Below are 15,948 nucleotides of genomic sequence, written 5' to 3'. Positions count from 1 at the left end.
AGGTGAATGACGATGAGAATGGTAGATCTAATTGCAAAAAAACGTGATGGTCAAGCATTAACAACAGAAGAAATTAATTTCATTATTACAGGTTATACAAAAGGTGATATTCCTGATTATCAAATGAGTGCCTTCGCAATGGCTGTATTCTTTAAAGACATGACAGATCAAGAGCGTGCGGATTTAACAATGGCAATGGTAAACAGTGGAGATACTATTGATTTATCAGCAATTGAGGGTATCAAAGTAGATAAGCACTCTACAGGGGGGGTAGGCGATACAACAACACTTGTACTTGGCCCGCTTGTTGCAGCACTTGACGTACCTGTGGCAAAAATGTCAGGACGCGGCTTGGGTCACACAGGAGGAACAATTGATAAATTAGAAGCTGTACCCGGCTTCCATGTTGAAATTGAGAATCAAGAATTTATTGATCTTGTAAACAAAAATAAAATTGCTGTTATCGGTCAAAGTGGAAACTTAACACCTGCTGATAAAAAGCTTTATGCGCTTCGTGATGTGACAGCTACGGTGGATTCTATTCCACTCATCGCTAGCTCTATCATGAGTAAGAAAATTGCGGCAGGTGCGGATGCAATTGTACTTGATGTAAAAACAGGCGCGGGTGCGTTTATGAAAACTACAGAGGATGCAAAGGCATTAGCGCAAGCAATGGTTCGCATTGGCAACAACGTAGGTCGCAACACGATGGCTGTTATATCTGATATGAGTCAGCCACTCGGTTTTGCTATCGGAAACGCATTAGAAGTAAAAGAAGCGATTGATACACTACAAGGTAAAGGTCCAAAAGATTTAGAGGAATTATGTTTAACATTGGGCAGCCAAATGGTTTTCTTAGCAGGAAAAGCTTCTTCATTAGAAGATGCTCGTGAAAAGCTGCTAGAAGTGATGGAAAATGGAAAAGCACTTGAAGCGTTTAAAACATTCCTATCAGCACAGGGTGGAGATGCATCTGTGGTAGACAACCCTAATCAATTGCCACAAGCGAAGTATATCATTGAGGTAGAAGCCAAGGAAGATGGTTACGTATCAGAAATTATTGCGGATGAGATTGGTACAGCAGCGATGCTGCTAGGTGCAGGTCGTGCAACGAAGGAATCGGAAATTGATTTGGCTGTCGGATTGATGCTTCGTAAAAAAGTCGGTGAAGTTGTTAAAAAGGGTGAATCCTTAGTAACAATTCACGCTAATACAGAAGATGTTGAAAAAGTAAAGCAAATGATTTATGACAACATTAAAATTTCAAAAGAACATGTTGCAGAGCCGAAATTGGTACATGACATCGTTACAAAATAATCAAAGAAGACCGTCAGGATATCCTGACGGTCTTCTTTATGGAGAATTTATAAACTTTATGAACAACCTATATGCACTTTTCTTACGTCAGCGCATGCAATACAAATGTAAGTAAAAATAGAGAGGCAATCACATACAGCGGTCTATTTACTTCGCTTTTTTTACCAAGAGCCAATTTTAAAATTGGGTATGCGATAAATCCAAAGGCAATTCCATCAGCAATACTGTAAGTCAGCGGAATCATTACAATAATCAGGAATGCAGGAAAGCCTTCAGAAAAGTCCTGCAAATTAATCTGTTGCATGTTTGTCATCATTAATCCCCCAATAATAATCAAAATTGGAGCAATTGCATTATCGGGAATAATTTGAACAAAAGGTAATACAAGCAAAGAAAGCAAGAACAGCACGCCTGTCGTTAATGCGGTTAAACCAGTTTTGCCACCAGCTGTAATACCAGCCGCACTTTCCACGGTAGAAACAGTAGGACTTGTACCAAGTAGACCACATGTTAAAACTGATAGTGCGTTTGCTTGATAGGCCTTTGTAAACTTTTCTTTCTTTTCTAGCATACCATGCAGCAATCCCATATTCTCAAAAATAAGTACCATACTTAAAGAGAATGTTGCCATCCAAAAGGTTAAGTCTGCAATACGGGCAAAAGACATAGCTCCAAATACGGAAGCATAGTCACTTATCGAAAAAGTAGAACGTTCACTTTCCAAAATACCAAATACCCACGCAATTATTGTGCCAATTGCAATCGTCAATAAAAAGTTGCCTTTGATATTCCGAATAAATAAGATAACCGCAATCACTAAAGTTAAAGTAGTTGCGATGACGTGGGGATCGTGTAAGTCTCCCATGGCAACAGCTGTATTTGTATTTGCTACGACTAAACCGCCCTTTTGTAAACCGATAAACGCTAAAAATACCCCAATACCTACCGTAATGGCTTCTTTAAGTGATTTGGGAATTGTATCGGACAAAATTTTTGCAAGTGGTGTAAAAGCTGTTATAGCAAATAAAACTCCCGACATAAAAACAGCGCCTAGTGCTTCCTGCCAACTTAGTCCCATACCGTGAACAATAGTAAATGTAAAAAATGCATTTACTCCCATGCCAGGTACAAGAATGATTGGAGCGTTCGCTCGAAAAGCCATAATCAGACATCCGACAAATGAAGTGAAAACAGTTGCCAGAATGCCCGCCTCAAGCGGAATGCCGGCATCTGCTAAAATGGCAGCATTTACGACCATAATATACACAATTGTAAAAAATGAAGTTGTGCCTGCTAGTAGCTCCTGTTTAGACGATGTTTCGTGAGAGCGTAAATGAAATATACGTTCCAACAGTCCTTTCATATTTGACCTTCTTTATAAACAAAATCCCTCTCCCACCCGTGACACCCAAAAAGGGCTCACCGTTTATTATTATACCAAAAAACGCACAAGTTATATATAGGCAAATACTGTTGTAACAGTAGCTCTAATGCTCAACATACCTGGCTCGATTGAAGGAGTTGCTTTAGCAGAAAAGGTCAGCTCTTGGGAAGGACTATTCGATTCTTCTGTTACAGTGAAGGGAACGGGATTTACATTTACACCTAGTGCACCTGCAACTGTTTTTGCTTTTTCTTGTGCTTGTTGAATAGCAAGTGTAAGAGCTTGCTTATAGTACGGTTCTGGATTAGAAATGCGAAAAGAAAGTCCCCTTGCAATGTTAGCGCCTGCTTCCACAGCCTCAGCATATACTTCACCGGCTTTTTGTACATTCAAGACTGTGATTTCATACAGATGTTCAATCCGATATCCACGGAGAAGGGCTTTTCCATCTATGTAGTTATATTCTGGTGTAATTGTATAGGAAATGGTTTGAATTTCTTCAGATTGAATCCCTAGCTGTTGTAATGCTTGTAAAAGAGCAGCTGATTTTTGGGCATTTTCAGCCTGCGCTGCAGTAACATTCTCGTTTTCTGTAGAGATGCCGAGTGTTATTACAACAACATCAGGTTTTACAGTAACAGTGCCTTCTCCTTGTAATGTTAACTGTGAATCTTTCATGTGTCGATAATCCGGATATAAGCCGGGACCGTAATGCATTGTACCCACCATCCTTTTATAGTTTGTATAAAACGAATAAAGATGCTTATATATTATATATGGATAACAACTTGGACAATTTCTCAGTATTTAGTAAATAATGTTTATGATAGGCCTATATACAAAAATCAAACAAGTAGTGAAAGAAAGGATACAATTCGTACAGGAAATCCATTATAATAAGTCTAAAATACATATAAAAGGAACGAGAACCGTGAGAGAAGATCGAGAAGCACTCATTTTACATCTGTCGGCGTCTTTTCGCCAAATGTTTCGTATGTTGCAACAGGATATTAATGAATTGTTTGATGAGTACATGCCATGGAATGAATTTTCGGTTCTGCGTGCTTTGTATACAAAAAGTCCGCAAATGGCATCTCAAATTGCAAGTGAAGTAAATGTAACCTCTAGCCACATTACAGCAGTAACAGATCGTCTCGTTCGTAAAGAACTTGTCATTCGTAAGCGCTCTGATTCAGATCGTCGAATTGTGTATTTGGAGATTACGGAAAAAGGTAAAGGAGTGGCACGTGAGCTAGAAGAGCGGCGAAAGCAGTACTATAAAGAACGGTTTGCACAGTGGAGCGATGAAGAAATGCGAATGGTTGTAGAATTATTCGAACGTGTATTATAACAGACTCTTTAGAAGACAAAAGAAATACCGTCTTCTAAAGAGTCTGTTTTTGTATATAGAGGTCAGTATAATTACTCCGATTTTCTTCCATACTTTGGATAGTATGTGAAGAAAGGACGAAGAAATGATGATTCGATTGGTACTTACAGTAGCTATTTGTACATGGTTTACTATTCCTGTTGCCGCAAAGGAGTTAACACCCCCTCTTATTATTGAGAAGGAAATGAGATATTTGAATACACATGATTATTTGCAATATGCAAGCTTATGGACAAAAGCGATGCAAAATGAGGTGCTATTCATTCATAGCCCTAAAGACAAAAATACAATCTTTAATATAACAGAAGCATCCTTAGTTACGGAGCAAGAGCTGTCTTTTCCGCAAGCCATGCAGTATATACCTCGTTTATCTAAATACATTTCACACTTTGGGGCCCATAACGTGCAAGTACGCTATGTAGAAGCTTTATATAAAGTAAAGCAAGAAACGAGTCTTCAGCGCAACGGTGAAAATTGTTTTATACAAGTGTTTGCTAAAGAGCATGGCATATGGCGCATTGCAGAAAGTGTTTCTGTTAAAAAGTCTATTTTAGATACGAATGCTTCTTCTCGTTAAAAGCATATATAGTGAAATAATTTATATGAGTGCTACTATATTCATAAAATAAGGCCGGTATTTGCATCGGTCTTATTTATATTTAAAGGAAAAAACAGGTATATAAATGTGTCTTTTGGAAAGAATAGGATTGATATTGATTGGAGGTATATTGATGAAAAGACTCTTCGGTATTTTCGTATGTTTTGCCCTATTGTTCCCAACTCAGTCGGGGTTTGCGCAATCTGAAAACACTTCTCAAAAACCAACTTCTCCAAACCTTGTAGACAATGTATCCTCCGCTGTATTACTGGAGCAAGATACAGGGCAGGTATTATTTGAAAAGCAGGGAAACGAAAAATTACCGCCTGCCAGTATGACAAAAATTATGACCATGTTGCTCATTATGGAACAAATTGAAGGCGGCAAGCTGAAACTTACTGATAAAATACGTACCAGTGAATTTGCTGCATCTATGGGAGGCTCGCAAATCTTTCTTGAGCCAGGTGAAGAGATGACCGTGGACGAAATGCTAAAAGGTATTGCAATTGCCTCAGGCAATGATGCATCTGTAGCTATGGCGGAACATATTGCCGGTTCTATGGAAGACTTTGTGAATATGATGAACAAGAAAGCGAAGGGTTTAGGGCTTAAGAATACCCAGTTTCAAAATCCAACTGGTTTGCCTGCAAAAGATCACTACTCTACTGCATACGATATGGCTGTGATGGCGAGAGAATTGATGAAATATCCACTTATTCGTCAATATACAGGAAAGTATGAAGATTATTTACGAGAAAGCACAGAAAAGAAATTTTGGCTTGTCAATACAAATAAACTAGTTCGTTTTTATCCAGGTGTAGATGGTGTCAAAACAGGTTTTACAACAGAAGCAAGATACTGTTTAACAGCATCAGCAGAAAAAAATGGTATGCGCGCAATTGCTGTTGTTATGGGAGCGCCTACATCAAAAGAGAGAAATGCACAAGTAACAAAGCTACTTGATTATGCATTTAGTCAATATACAACAAAGAAATTGTATAAAAAAGATGAAATAATTGCGAAACTTGAAGTAAGTCGAGGCAAGAAGCAAACAGTCAACTTGGTTGCCTCCGATAACGTTTCACTACTGCTTAAGCGCGGAGAGAATGCCGCAAAGGTAACAGAAGACATCGTGATGGAAGAAAAGGTAAAGGCTCCTATTAAAAAGGGAAGTGTACTAGGTACCTTGGTTGTTAAAACAGGAAATAAAGTCATTGCTAAAGAACCGCTTGTGGCAAGCGAGGATATCACAGAGGCAGGTTTGTGGGAATTGTTTAAAAGAACCATTAGCTTGTTTTCCAAGTCTCAATAACATCTAAGCGACTTGATGTCGCTTAGATGTTCCCTGTTTATTGTTTAAGAAAATTGGATGTTTCCTACGAAAAAGCACTTCTTTTGTCGTTAAGAAGGAATAAAGAATCTGTTAAGCGAAAGATGTTCCTATACTTTCCGCGCTGTGCGCCTATAAAGGAGGAAGTAAGAGTGAGCCTTTCAATTAGCATGGAAGTGAAAAGCGATGTTCTATGTATCCGGCTAGAAGGAGAGCTAGATCATCATACTGCTGAAGAGCTACGTACGCAAGTAACAAACATGGTAGAAAAAAACGGTATTCATCATATTGTTTTAAACATGGAACAATTAAGCTTCATGGACAGCTCAGGTCTTGGTGTTATATTAGGTCGATACAAGCATATCAAAAGCTTGGGCGGAGAAATGGTTGTTTGTGCCATTTCGCCTGCTGTAAAACGGTTATTTGAAATGTCGGGTTTGTTTAAAATCGTTCGTTTGGAAGCCGATGAAGAACGAGCTCTTGCAACATTGGGGGTGGCATAAATGAAGAATGAGATGCATTTGCAGTTTTCGGCATTAAGTCAAAACGAGTCTTTTGCACGTGTCACAGTTGCTTCGTTTATTGCACAGCTCGATCCCACAATGGAAGAATTGACTGAGATTAAAACTGTTGTTTCAGAGGCTGTTACAAATGCTATCATCCACGGTTATGAAAGCGATCCGGAAGGAATGGTTTATATTTCAGTGGTACTAGAAGATGGTACAGTAAGACTTACCATTCGAGATAAAGGAATTGGAATAACAGATTTAGAGGAAGCTAGACAGCCTCTATTTACAACAAAACCTGAATTAGAGCGTTCAGGTATGGGGTTCACAATTATGGAAAACTTCATGGATGAAGTTGAAGTCATCTCTGGTGAAGGCTACGGCACCACAATACATTTGACGAAGTATTTGTCAAAAAGCAACGCTCTATGCAATTAAGGAGATGCGCCTATGGACATAGAGGTGAAAAAGGACACTGGTAAAGTGCATTTAAAGGATCAAGAATTAAAAGAATTGATTTACAGAAGTCAACATGGAGATCAAGGGGCCAGAGATACATTGGTACAGACCAATATGAGGCTGGTTTGGTCTGTAGTACAACGATTTATCAACCGGGGATACGAACCAGAAGATTTATTTCAAATTGGATGTATTGGTTTGTTAAAATCCGTTGATAAATTTGACTTATCATTTGATGTTAAGTTTTCTACGTATGCTGTACCAATGATTATTGGAGAGATACAGCGATTTTTACGAGATGACGGAACTGTCAAAGTGAGTCGTTCATTAAAGGAAATTGGTAATAAAGTTAGAAAGAAAAAGGACGAATTAGCCAAATCTCTTGGACGTGTACCTACCATTACCGAGGTTGCCGAGGCATTAGAGCTTACACCAGAAGAGGTTATTATGGCACAAGAAGCAAGTAGACCTCCTTCGTCTATACATGAAACGGTGTACGAAAATGATGGCGATCCTATCACAATCTTGGATCAGATTGCCGACCAATCTGAAGCCAAATGGTTTGATAAATTAGCACTAAAAGAAGCTATTCAGCAATTGGACGAACGAGAGCGTTTAATTGTATATTTACGCTATTATAAGGATCAAACCCAGTCAGAAGTTGCAGAACGGTTAGGGATTTCTCAGGTACAAGTATCAAGGCTGGAAAAGCGTGTATTGCAACAAATGAAGGACCGAATAGGCGATTAGCCTGTTCGGTTTTTTTGTTGGCTGTGTTTGTATCTGTTGATTAGAGGGAGAGTACTAAAAAACGAACCCCTGCAACGTAAATTAACAATGATTTTTAACAAAGTCCTTTTTAAAAGATATTTGTTTCCCTAGTTTTCCCTGTCCAAGTAGATTTCATTCTTATGATTTTTAAGAAGAGACTTCTTTCATATTGGTGTTAAAAAAGTGGTATTAGAAGATTTTGTAACATCCATACTACAAGTACAAAGAAATGCTGAGGGGGGATTGTGTTGAGACAGCCTGTATATGTTAAGATGCGCCAGCGCCTACAAGTATCGCCAGCATATCAGATTAAACTGCGGGATGTAGCGCAATTATCCGGCGATGAAGAAATGGTTAGTATATTGAAGGAGTTAGTTGTATACAAGGTTACGCCTAAAGATAAGACACATGTTGTGATTGACGTAATGAAGGTGATTGAAGTAATTCGGTCTTATGAAGAGGATGTAGAGATAAATACAGTTGGTCCTGCTCAAGTCGTTATTGAGATTGTATATGAAAAAAAGAGGGTAAATCCCCTGTTTTTTGTAGGGGTATGGCTGTTGCTGTTTTTCGGATCAGGTCTTGCTATTATTTATTTCCACGAGGATGTTAGCATGCAACAAGTGCATCAGCGTATCTATAGTATGGTAACAGGGGAGTGGGTGGATAAGCCTTTAGTACTGCAAATCCCTTATTCCATTGGACTAGGACTTGGTATGGTATTGTTCTTTAATCATGTATTTCAAAAGCGAATCAACGAAGAACCAAGTCCGCTTGAAGTGGAGATGTTTCAGTATCAACAATCATTGGATCAATACGTGATGATGAATGAAAACAGAGAAAGTATGAAGAAGATTGAAGATCATTGAATATGTGTTTCTAATTTTTATCGGGTTTGCCGGGGGGCTTGCAGTCGGCGGAGGATTTGTTGCATTTTTGACAGTGCTTGGTGTTATTCCGCGGTTAACACAATTAACGAAAAGCATACAATTCATTCACGTATACGAATGGGCAGTCATTTTTGGTACCTTGTTTGGTGGCTGGGTCAGCTTGCGAGATACGATTTTTTTTATATCTGCTTATTGGTTAATCCCCATTGGTTTGTTTTGCGGTGTATTTGTAGGGATGCTTGCTGCCGCGCTGACAGAGGTATTAAATGTTTTACCAATTTTAGCAAAACGTGTAGGAGTAGAAGGGAAAATTATCATCTTGCTGATGGCGATTGTATTAGGAAAGGTGTTAGGTTCGTTGTTTCACTGGATTTATTTTATTAAATAGGAGGATTATTATGGCGATTAAAGATGATTATAAAAATAATATTAAACCTTATCAACCAAAACCACCATATGTGAAGAACTGCCTTAAGGCCTTTTTAGTAGGAGGGGTCATTTGTGCAATTGGCGAAGGATTAATGAAATTCTACATTCATTATTTTGATTTTACAGAAAAAAATGCTGGTAATCCTACAGTTGCAACATTGATTCTGTTTTCTGCCATTTTAACGGGTTTAGGCATATATGATCGCCTGGGACAATTTGCCGGTGCAGGCTCTGCTGTACCGGTAACAGGCTTTGCAAATTCTATGACAAGTGCTGCAATGGAGCATCGCAGTGAAGGAATTGTGCTTGGTGTAGCTACCAATATGTTTAAACTTGCTGGTAGTGTAATTGTATTCGGTGTAGTTGCTGCATACGTAGTTGGTTTGATTCGCTATACCTTTAAGGTATTCATGTAAGGAGGGAAAGATAGTGAGATTAACTGGCAAACAAACATGGGTCTTTGAAAATGAAATTTATGTACAGGAGACCGGAACTGCAGTAGGTCCAAAAGAGGCAGAAGGACCGCTGGGATCTGATTTTGATATAACCTATGATAACTTGCATTGCAATGAAGATAATTGGGAGCTAGCAGAAAGAAAACTAATGAGCGATTCTGTAAGCAAAACGCTCCAAAAAGTAGCGTTGCAAAATAAAGATATCGATTTCTTTTTAGCAGGTGATTTGTTAAATCAAACTGTTACCGCCAACTATGCAGCAAGACAACTAGGAATACCGTTTCTTGGTATGTTTGGTGCCTGTTCTACATCAATGGAAACACTGGCAATAGGCAGTGCTCTAGTTGATGGCGGTTTTGCCAATCGTGTATTGGCAAGTGTGAGCAGTCATAACGCTACTGCCGAGCGGCAGTTTCGTTATCCAACCGAATACGGTGGACAAAAACCAGATACTGCCACCTTCACAGTTACCGGAGCAGGAACTGCACTCATTAGTTCAATAAAAAGTCCCATACGTATTATGGCAGCAACACTTGGAAAAGTGCAAGATTTAGGAATTACCGACCCATTTGATATGGGTTCGGCAATGGCACCGGCAGCAGTACATACAATAGCGCAACACTTTCAGGATTTGGGTCGAACGGCTGCTGATTATGATTTGATTGTAACAGGCGATTTATCAGCTGTAGGTACGCCTATTGCAAAGCAAATGTTATTAGAAGAAGGATACGATATGGGAGATGTATACAATGACTGCGGTTTAATGATCTATAACAAAGATCAGGAGGTATTTGCGGGGGGAAGCGGCTGCGCTTGTTCAGCCGTTGTAACGTATGGGCATTTACTTAAGGAAATGAAAAAAGGAACGTATAATCGTATTTTGGTTGTAGCAACAGGTGCATTGTTGAACCCTACTATGATTCAACAAAAGGAATCGATTCCTACAATTGCCCATGGTGTTGTATTCGAACGGGTGAAAGGAGTATAATCATGAAATTTTTTATGGACTTTGTATATGCATTTGTAGTAGGCGGTTTGATTTGTGTAGTGGGACAACTTTTATTGGATTTAGCTAAACTGACGCCTGCGCATGTAATGGCTATATTTGTAGTCATTGGTGCTATTTTAGATGGATTTGGTATTTATGATAATTTTATTCGCTTTGCAGGGGCAGGAGCAACGGTACCCATTACAAGCTTTGGTCATTCATTGATGCATGGTGCGATGGTGGCTGCAAAGGAACACGGTTATATAGGAATTGGCATGGGGATATTTAAATTAACATCCGCAGGAATATCAGCGGCTATTCTATTTGCTTTTTTTGCGGCACTTATTTTTAAGCCGAAAGGATAAACATGATGAAAAGAAAGGTAATTTTAGTAACCGATGGAGATGAATATGCCCAACGAACGATTGAACATATGGCAAAAGTATTTGGGGGAAGATGTATTTCTGCCTCCCAGAGCAATCCAACGAGGCTCACCGGAAAAGAAATCGTTCATTTAATTTTAAAAGCGCCACATGATCCGGTGTTTGTTATGTTTGATGATAGTGGGTATATCGGAGAAGGACCTGGTGAGAGGGCACTTCAATATGTGGCGAAGCATCACTCTATCGAAGTACTGGGCATCTTAGCTGTCGCATCAAATACACACCATTCTGAGTGGACACGTGTAGATGTAAGTGTAGATCGACATGGGAATTTAACAGAATACGGTGTTGATAAATCTGGTTTGGCTGACTTGGAAATGGGTCGTATAAATGGGGATACGGTGTACTGCTTAGATAAGTTAAATGTCCCTGTCGTTGTTGGAATTGGTGATATTGGAAAGATGTATATGAACGATGATATAAAAAAAGGTTCTCCCATCACGAGAAAAGCAATTGAGCTCATCTTAGAAAGGAGTGGCTTCTATGTCGACCAAGAAAAAAGAAACCATTGATATTCCCATTTCTTCATTTTTAAGTGATAATGAAAACTATTTAAAGCAAACGGTAGGACTTGGAGTTACGTTTGATGTAGGTATACGTAAATTTAAAATTCTAGGGCGGAACATAGGTGTTTTATTTGTAAATGGGTTGGCAGACACAAGTTTTATTATTCATATTTTTGAAGAACTTGTTAATTTAAATGAGTTAGAACCACATGGACATGATATAGCCATGTCTGTAATTGAAAATAGGTTAATTCATCAGCAAGTTAGTCGCATTAAAACGATGAATGAAGTAACATTGCAAGCATTAAGTGGACTTATTGTGGTATTTATTGAGGGAGAGACAGAGGCCCTTGTAGTTGATGTACGGAGTTATCCAGGTCGTACACCAACAGAACCGGATACTGAGAAGGTAGTACGTGGTGCGCGGGATGGATTCGTAGAAAATATTATCGTAAATACAGGGCTAATTCGTCGACGCATTCGTGACCCGCGTCTACGTAATGAAATCATTCGTGTGGGAGAACGTTCGCAAACGGATATTTGTATCTCGTATGTACAAGATATTGCCAATCCTGATTTAGTTAAAATTGTCAAGCAAGAACTCAGTAACATTCAAATTGACGGTATTACGATGGCTGATAAAACAGTGGAAGAATTCTTAGTTAAGCAAGGATTTAATCCATTTCCGCTTGTTCGATATACCGAAAGGCCGGATGTAGCTGCTAATCATATCCTAGAAGGCCATGTTTTAGTTATTGTTGATACTTCACCTAGCGTGATGATTACACCTACTACATATTTTCATCATGTACAGCATGCCGAAGAATTTAGACAAAACCCTGCAGTAGGAACATTCTTGCGCTGGGTTCGCTTTCTAGGTATTATGTTTTCCTTATTCTTATTGCCATTTTGGCTTGTGTTTGTGTTTGATCCTGCACTATTGCCACCGAATTTAGCTTTTATTGGACCGAGTAAAGTTACAAATTTACCAACCTTTTTACAAATTATTCTTGCTGAGGTTGGTTTAGAGTTTCTGCGAATGGCTTCTATTCATACACCGACCTCATTGTCCAACTCACTCGGCTTAATCTCCGCAATTGTAATTGGACAAATCGCTATTGATGTTGGTTTGTTCGTGCCAGAAGTCATTTTATATGCTGCAATTTCTGTTATTGGTGCTTATGCTACACCAAGTTATGAACTGAGCTTAGCAAATAAAGTGGCAAAAATTTTCATTGTGCTGTTAACAGCATGGTTACATGAGAGTGGCTTTATGATTGGCTTAACAATTCTTATTCTTTGGTTGGCATCAATACGTAGCTTACAAACACCATATTTATGGCCGTTTTTACCATTTGATGGTGGGGCGCTCATGAAGATTTTTATTCGGCCAACGATGTCTAGTATGAAGGTCAGACCTAGTATTGTTCATCCTCAGAATGTCGATCGTACAAAATAGCAGAGAATATCTCTGCTATTTTTTATATATTCTTAACGAAGTTATCACATATCTTTTGTATACTTTATATATGGTATAGAGTGTGAGTGAAAAGCAGGATAAAGTATCACTATACATACGTCTTTGTTGGGGTAGCGATATGATGTGGCATCTAGTTATGCTACATCATGCGGCTATACTTGCAGTAATATTAATGAAGAGGTGATAAGATGGTACGACTTTTCGTCAGTGATTTAGATGACACTCTTGTGTATCAAATCAATCAAGTTTGTAATCGAGATAAAAGGGCTTTACAATGGCTTTCGGAACAAGGGACAGATATTTGCTTTGCATCAGGCCGGTTTGCCCATCGTATTCATCATGCTGTTAGAGATTTAGAAGTAGAGTATCACACTGCTAGTCTCAATGGAGCCGTATTAACAACAAAAGATGGTGTATTGTTACATGAAGAAATATTCAATCGAACTCTATCGCAAAAAATATACAAATATATTAGTGAAAAACAAATGGTTCACATTGCATGTGCAGGAGAAAGTCGATATACAGTTAGCAAAAACCAGGATTATATCTTCTTTGAGCAAAACAACGGCTTGGAAGTGATTGAAATGGAAGATTTACATGATAGATTGGGAGAAAGTATCTTTCCGTCTAAATTCTTTTTGCACGGAACGCAAGATGAAATCGCCCGAGTTGATCATGAATTAAAAGATGTGTTCGGTCATGAAGCGGAGGTTGTAATTTCAGGTCCAGGTTTTGTAGATATAATGCCTGCTGGAGTTAGTAAGGGGCAAGCTTTGCAAAAATTGATGAAGCATTTGCAAGTGTTGCCGCATCAAGTTGCATGCATAGGAGATTCTTTTAATGATATTTCCATGTTTGAAGTAACACCTCATTCTTTTTCATTACATCATGCTCCTGCGTGTGTAAAACAGCGTGCTGCTCATGTTGTCAGATCAGTAGAAGAAGCTATTATGAAATTAGCTTTTCTATAAGTTTAAGAGAAGGCTACTGCTTCCCGAGGAAAGCGAGGCCCTATAATGGAACTTAACAACAAATCTCATATAAAAAGAGAAGGAGCCTACACAGGAGGCTCCTTCTCTTTTTTACTACATAGCAGTAACTTTCAAATAAGAGTTATTTTCTAATTACATGTCTTTATTTAAACAAAGATTTAATAAAGTCTATGAAACTCGCAAAAATATCTTTGACTTGATCAAGAAATGTTTGTCCTTCTTCCGAGCTTAAAAAGGCAGATACTTGCTCTTTCGCTTTATTTAATTGATTCGTAACCTGATCCCAATCAATATTTAGGTTTTTCATTTTGTCAAATAATGTAACTAGATTATTTAGTTGCTCCTCTGTAAGAGTGATTCCAAGTTCTTTTGCTAACTTTTCAATCAGAATTCGTAAATCTTCTGTTGTTTTTGGCGGATTTTCAGCAATTGCTTCTTTTACACGTGTAACAAGCTCTACTGCTTTATCAGAACCAATTTGATCACCAAGCTTTGCAGTTGTAACCATTTCTTGGTTTGCAACTTGTTTTACTTCCTCAGGAATAGGGTTGTTTGCGGTTGTTTCATATGCTTTCATTAGGCCTGTTAAAGCAGCAGTTCCGCTTACCTGAAACGGTGCTGTAATATATATGTCGGCATCCTTGACACCTGCTGTAATCAATGCATTGGTGTACATGGCATCTGTAACCCAAGAAATATTGTGGGTTTGCACCACGAGGCCAGATCCTTTTTTTGTATACGTAATTTTAGAGGAAGAAATAGCCTTTGTCCCAATTTGAGCTTTGGGAACGTATTGACTCAAATATTTATGCTCTTCCGCATTAGAAACGAGAATGGTTTGGGCGTCGGCAGGCGCCTTCATATCGTCGAGTACTTTTTGTTTTTGTTCTGCGGTTAAGTTTTCTCCCAGTGTAATAATTGTCTCTCCTTCAGCTACATCAGCAAGTGCATAAGTTGGCACAAGCAATGTAAATATAAGGAGAAGCGCTAACCATTTTGTTTTCAATACTATCGCTCCTTTGTAAAGTTTTGAGGGCAACATGCTAATTATAATATAACTGTATGCCTTGTCATCGGACTTTAGATGGATTTTATCAAAAATAAAGACGAACGTCTATTCTGCTATTTTTATTTTATAAGCCAAATGTGGTATGATTGAGCAGTATGAACGATAAGGAGGTTGTCAGTTATGAAAAAAGGTTATATTTTAATGGACAATGGTAAAAAAGTAGAATTTGAATTATTTTCAAATGAAGCGCCAGGAACAGTAGCAAACTTTGAAAAGTTGGCGAATGAAGGCTTTTATAATGGTCTCACGTTCCACCGTGTAATTCCAGGCTTTGTAAGTCAGGGTGGCGATCCAAATGGGAACGGAACAGGTGGCCCTGGCTATACAATTAAGTGTGAAACAGCAGGAAATCCGCATCGCCATAAAGCAGGTGCTTTATCAATGGCGCATGCTGGTAGAGATACGGGCGGTAGTCAGTTTTTTATTGTTCATGAGCCACAGCCGCATTTAGATGGTGTACATACAGTGTTTGGACAAGTAACAAGCGGCCTGGAAACAGTACTAGCTATGAGAAATGGCGATATCATGCAAGAAGTGAAAGTTTGGGAAGAATAAGACCTGTTTTTCAGGTCTTTTCTTGTAGGTTGGGGAAAAGTGTGATGTTACTTAGTCTTCTCGAATTGATGGAGCTGGGTAGATTCCGTAGCTGCACAGAAAACTTTTGCAGTGGACATCAACCGATTTAATAAAGCGTTTTCTATAGTAAAACTAGTACTCTTCATAACGTTCTATTGTACTTATCATGTTTCGTAAACAGGACGTAATCTCTTCCTATGTATACTTTGTTTCCCTGGTATAAATAGTCAAGATATAATCCTTCTCACGGCTTATAAAATGATGTAAAATAAGAAATACTTACGACATTCTTAGGTGGTTCACGCATATTCTAAAAGACAATGGTGAAATTAGCTTTGTATATTATATGTAGTGGTATGGGTCAG

The 15,948-nt window shown here is 38.6% G+C and carries 19 protein-coding genes; 16 read left to right on the top strand and 3 right to left on the bottom strand.

Annotated elements, in window-relative coordinates:
* Positions 1-12 precede the first annotated feature (12 nt).
* Positions 13-1,317: a pyrimidine-nucleoside phosphorylase gene (locus MUG87_RS07075; protein ID WP_247086800.1), complete on the top strand. Its 1,305-nt coding sequence runs from the start codon at positions 13-15 to the stop codon at positions 1,315-1,317.
* An 82-nt stretch (positions 1,318-1,399) separates the two neighbouring features.
* On the opposite strand, the gene MUG87_RS07070 is transcribed toward MUG87_RS07075, so the two are convergent.
* Positions 1,400-2,680 carry an NCS2 family permease gene (locus MUG87_RS07070; protein WP_247086799.1) on the bottom strand — a complete coding sequence of 427 codons (1,281 nt, stop codon included), beginning with the start codon at positions 2,678-2,680 and terminating at the stop codon, positions 1,400-1,402.
* 90 nt (positions 2,681-2,770) lie between these two features.
* Positions 2,771-3,418, bottom strand: coding sequence for an SIMPL domain-containing protein (locus MUG87_RS07065; protein WP_247086798.1), 648 nt, complete (start codon positions 3,416-3,418; stop codon positions 2,771-2,773).
* A 214-nt stretch (positions 3,419-3,632) separates the two neighbouring features.
* Between MUG87_RS07065 and MUG87_RS07060 the strand changes: the two genes are divergently transcribed.
* The 14 genes from MUG87_RS07060 (at position 3,633) to MUG87_RS06995 (ending at position 13,917) form a co-directional block, all read left to right on the top strand.
* Positions 3,633-4,052, top strand: a complete 420-nt coding sequence (locus MUG87_RS07060; RefSeq protein WP_247086797.1) for a MarR family winged helix-turn-helix transcriptional regulator — start codon at positions 3,633-3,635, stop codon at positions 4,050-4,052.
* Positions 4,053-4,176: 124 nt separating this feature from the next.
* Positions 4,177-4,668 (top strand): hypothetical protein, encoded by a 492-nt coding sequence (locus MUG87_RS07055; protein ID WP_247086796.1) that lies wholly within the window; start codon positions 4,177-4,179, stop codon positions 4,666-4,668.
* 154 nt (positions 4,669-4,822) lie between these two features.
* The gene (locus tag MUG87_RS07050; RefSeq protein WP_247086795.1) at positions 4,823-6,001 is read left to right on the top strand and encodes a D-alanyl-D-alanine carboxypeptidase family protein; all 1,179 of its coding nucleotides are present in this window, start codon (positions 4,823-4,825) and stop codon (positions 5,999-6,001) included.
* Positions 6,002-6,171: 170 nt separating this feature from the next.
* The gene (gene spoIIAA, locus MUG87_RS07045) at positions 6,172-6,522 is read left to right on the top strand and encodes an anti-sigma F factor antagonist (protein WP_124563529.1); all 351 of its coding nucleotides are present in this window, start codon (positions 6,172-6,174) and stop codon (positions 6,520-6,522) included.
* A complete protein-coding gene (gene spoIIAB, locus MUG87_RS07040; protein WP_247086794.1) occupies positions 6,523-6,963 on the top strand; it encodes an anti-sigma F factor in 441 nt (146 codons plus the stop codon).
* 12 nt (positions 6,964-6,975) lie between these two features.
* Positions 6,976-7,734, top strand: coding sequence for an RNA polymerase sporulation sigma factor SigF (gene sigF, locus MUG87_RS07035; RefSeq protein WP_247086793.1), 759 nt, complete (start codon positions 6,976-6,978; stop codon positions 7,732-7,734).
* Between the two features lie 269 nt (positions 7,735-8,003).
* Entirely contained in the window at positions 8,004-8,624 is a 621-nt protein-coding gene (locus MUG87_RS07030; RefSeq protein ID WP_247086792.1) for a stage V sporulation protein AA, read from the top strand.
* Positions 8,611-9,033, top strand: coding sequence for a stage V sporulation protein AB (locus MUG87_RS07025; protein ID WP_281503681.1), 423 nt, complete (start codon positions 8,611-8,613; stop codon positions 9,031-9,033). Before MUG87_RS07030 ends, MUG87_RS07025 begins: the two co-directional genes overlap by 14 nt.
* A gap of 10 nt (positions 9,034-9,043) precedes the next feature.
* The gene (spoVAC, locus tag MUG87_RS07020; protein WP_290429020.1) at positions 9,044-9,490 is read left to right on the top strand and encodes a stage V sporulation protein AC; all 447 of its coding nucleotides are present in this window, start codon (positions 9,044-9,046) and stop codon (positions 9,488-9,490) included.
* Between the two features lie 13 nt (positions 9,491-9,503).
* Positions 9,504-10,517, top strand: coding sequence for a stage V sporulation protein AD (gene spoVAD / locus MUG87_RS07015; RefSeq protein WP_247086791.1), 1,014 nt, complete (start codon positions 9,504-9,506; stop codon positions 10,515-10,517).
* Positions 10,518-10,531: 14 nt separating this feature from the next.
* Positions 10,532-10,882, top strand: a complete 351-nt coding sequence (gene spoVAE / locus MUG87_RS07010) for a stage V sporulation protein AE (protein WP_247087560.1) — start codon at positions 10,532-10,534, stop codon at positions 10,880-10,882.
* 5 nt (positions 10,883-10,887) lie between these two features.
* A complete protein-coding gene (locus MUG87_RS07005; protein ID WP_247087558.1) occupies positions 10,888-11,472 on the top strand; it encodes a stage V sporulation protein SpoVABEA in 585 nt (194 codons plus the stop codon).
* Positions 11,444-12,925, top strand: a complete 1,482-nt coding sequence (locus MUG87_RS07000; RefSeq protein WP_247086790.1) for a spore germination protein — start codon at positions 11,444-11,446, stop codon at positions 12,923-12,925. The genes MUG87_RS07005 and MUG87_RS07000 overlap by 29 nt, the downstream gene beginning before the upstream one ends.
* 209 nt (positions 12,926-13,134) lie before the next feature.
* The gene (locus MUG87_RS06995) at positions 13,135-13,917 is read left to right on the top strand and encodes a Cof-type HAD-IIB family hydrolase (protein WP_247086789.1); all 783 of its coding nucleotides are present in this window, start codon (positions 13,135-13,137) and stop codon (positions 13,915-13,917) included.
* Positions 13,918-14,080: 163 nt separating this feature from the next.
* Here the strand turns inward: MUG87_RS06995 and MUG87_RS06990 are convergent, their stop codons facing one another.
* Entirely contained in the window at positions 14,081-14,944 is an 864-nt protein-coding gene (locus MUG87_RS06990) for a DUF1002 domain-containing protein (protein WP_247086788.1), read from the bottom strand.
* 183 nt (positions 14,945-15,127) lie between these two features.
* Here MUG87_RS06990 and MUG87_RS06985 point away from each other — a divergent pair, with 183 nt between their 5' ends.
* The gene (locus tag MUG87_RS06985) at positions 15,128-15,562 is read left to right on the top strand and encodes a peptidylprolyl isomerase (RefSeq protein WP_247086787.1); all 435 of its coding nucleotides are present in this window, start codon (positions 15,128-15,130) and stop codon (positions 15,560-15,562) included.
* Positions 15,563-15,948 lie beyond the last annotated feature (386 nt).

The organism is Ectobacillus sp. JY-23 (genome assembly GCF_023022965.1).
Classification (GTDB): Bacteria; Bacillota; Bacilli; order Bacillales; family Bacillaceae_G; genus Ectobacillus.
Note: the sequence above shows the minus strand (reverse complement) of the source record. Positions and strands in the feature narration are given on the sequence as shown.

Bases quoted from the DNA above. Each gene is read 5' to 3' on its own strand.
- MUG87_RS07070 (WP_247086799.1), bottom strand. From the start codon at position 2,680: ATGAAAGGACTGTTGGAACGTATATTTCATTTACGCTCTCACGAAACA.
- MUG87_RS07075 (WP_247086800.1), top strand. From the start codon at position 13: ATGAGAATGGTAGATCTAATTGCAAAAAAACGTGATGGTCAAGCATTA.
- MUG87_RS07055 (WP_247086796.1), top strand. From the start codon at position 4,177: ATGATGATTCGATTGGTACTTACAGTAGCTATTTGTACATGGTTTACT.
- MUG87_RS07005 (WP_247087558.1), top strand. From the start codon at position 10,888: ATGAAAAGAAAGGTAATTTTAGTAACCGATGGAGATGAATATGCCCAA.
- spoIIAB (WP_247086794.1), top strand. From the start codon at position 6,523: ATGAAGAATGAGATGCATTTGCAGTTTTCGGCATTAAGTCAAAACGAG.
- MUG87_RS06995 (WP_247086789.1), top strand. From the start codon at position 13,135: ATGGTACGACTTTTCGTCAGTGATTTAGATGACACTCTTGTGTATCAA.
- MUG87_RS07050 (WP_247086795.1), top strand. From the start codon at position 4,823: ATGAAAAGACTCTTCGGTATTTTCGTATGTTTTGCCCTATTGTTCCCA.
- MUG87_RS06985 (WP_247086787.1), top strand. From the start codon at position 15,128: ATGAAAAAAGGTTATATTTTAATGGACAATGGTAAAAAAGTAGAATTT.
- spoVAE (WP_247087560.1), top strand. From the start codon at position 10,532: ATGGACTTTGTATATGCATTTGTAGTAGGCGGTTTGATTTGTGTAGTG.
- MUG87_RS07065 (WP_247086798.1), bottom strand. From the start codon at position 3,418: ATGCATTACGGTCCCGGCTTATATCCGGATTATCGACACATGAAAGAT.
- spoVAC (WP_290429020.1), top strand. From the start codon at position 9,044: ATGGCGATTAAAGATGATTATAAAAATAATATTAAACCTTATCAACCA.
- MUG87_RS07000 (WP_247086790.1), top strand. From the start codon at position 11,444: ATGTCGACCAAGAAAAAAGAAACCATTGATATTCCCATTTCTTCATTT.
- sigF (WP_247086793.1), top strand. From the start codon at position 6,976: ATGGACATAGAGGTGAAAAAGGACACTGGTAAAGTGCATTTAAAGGAT.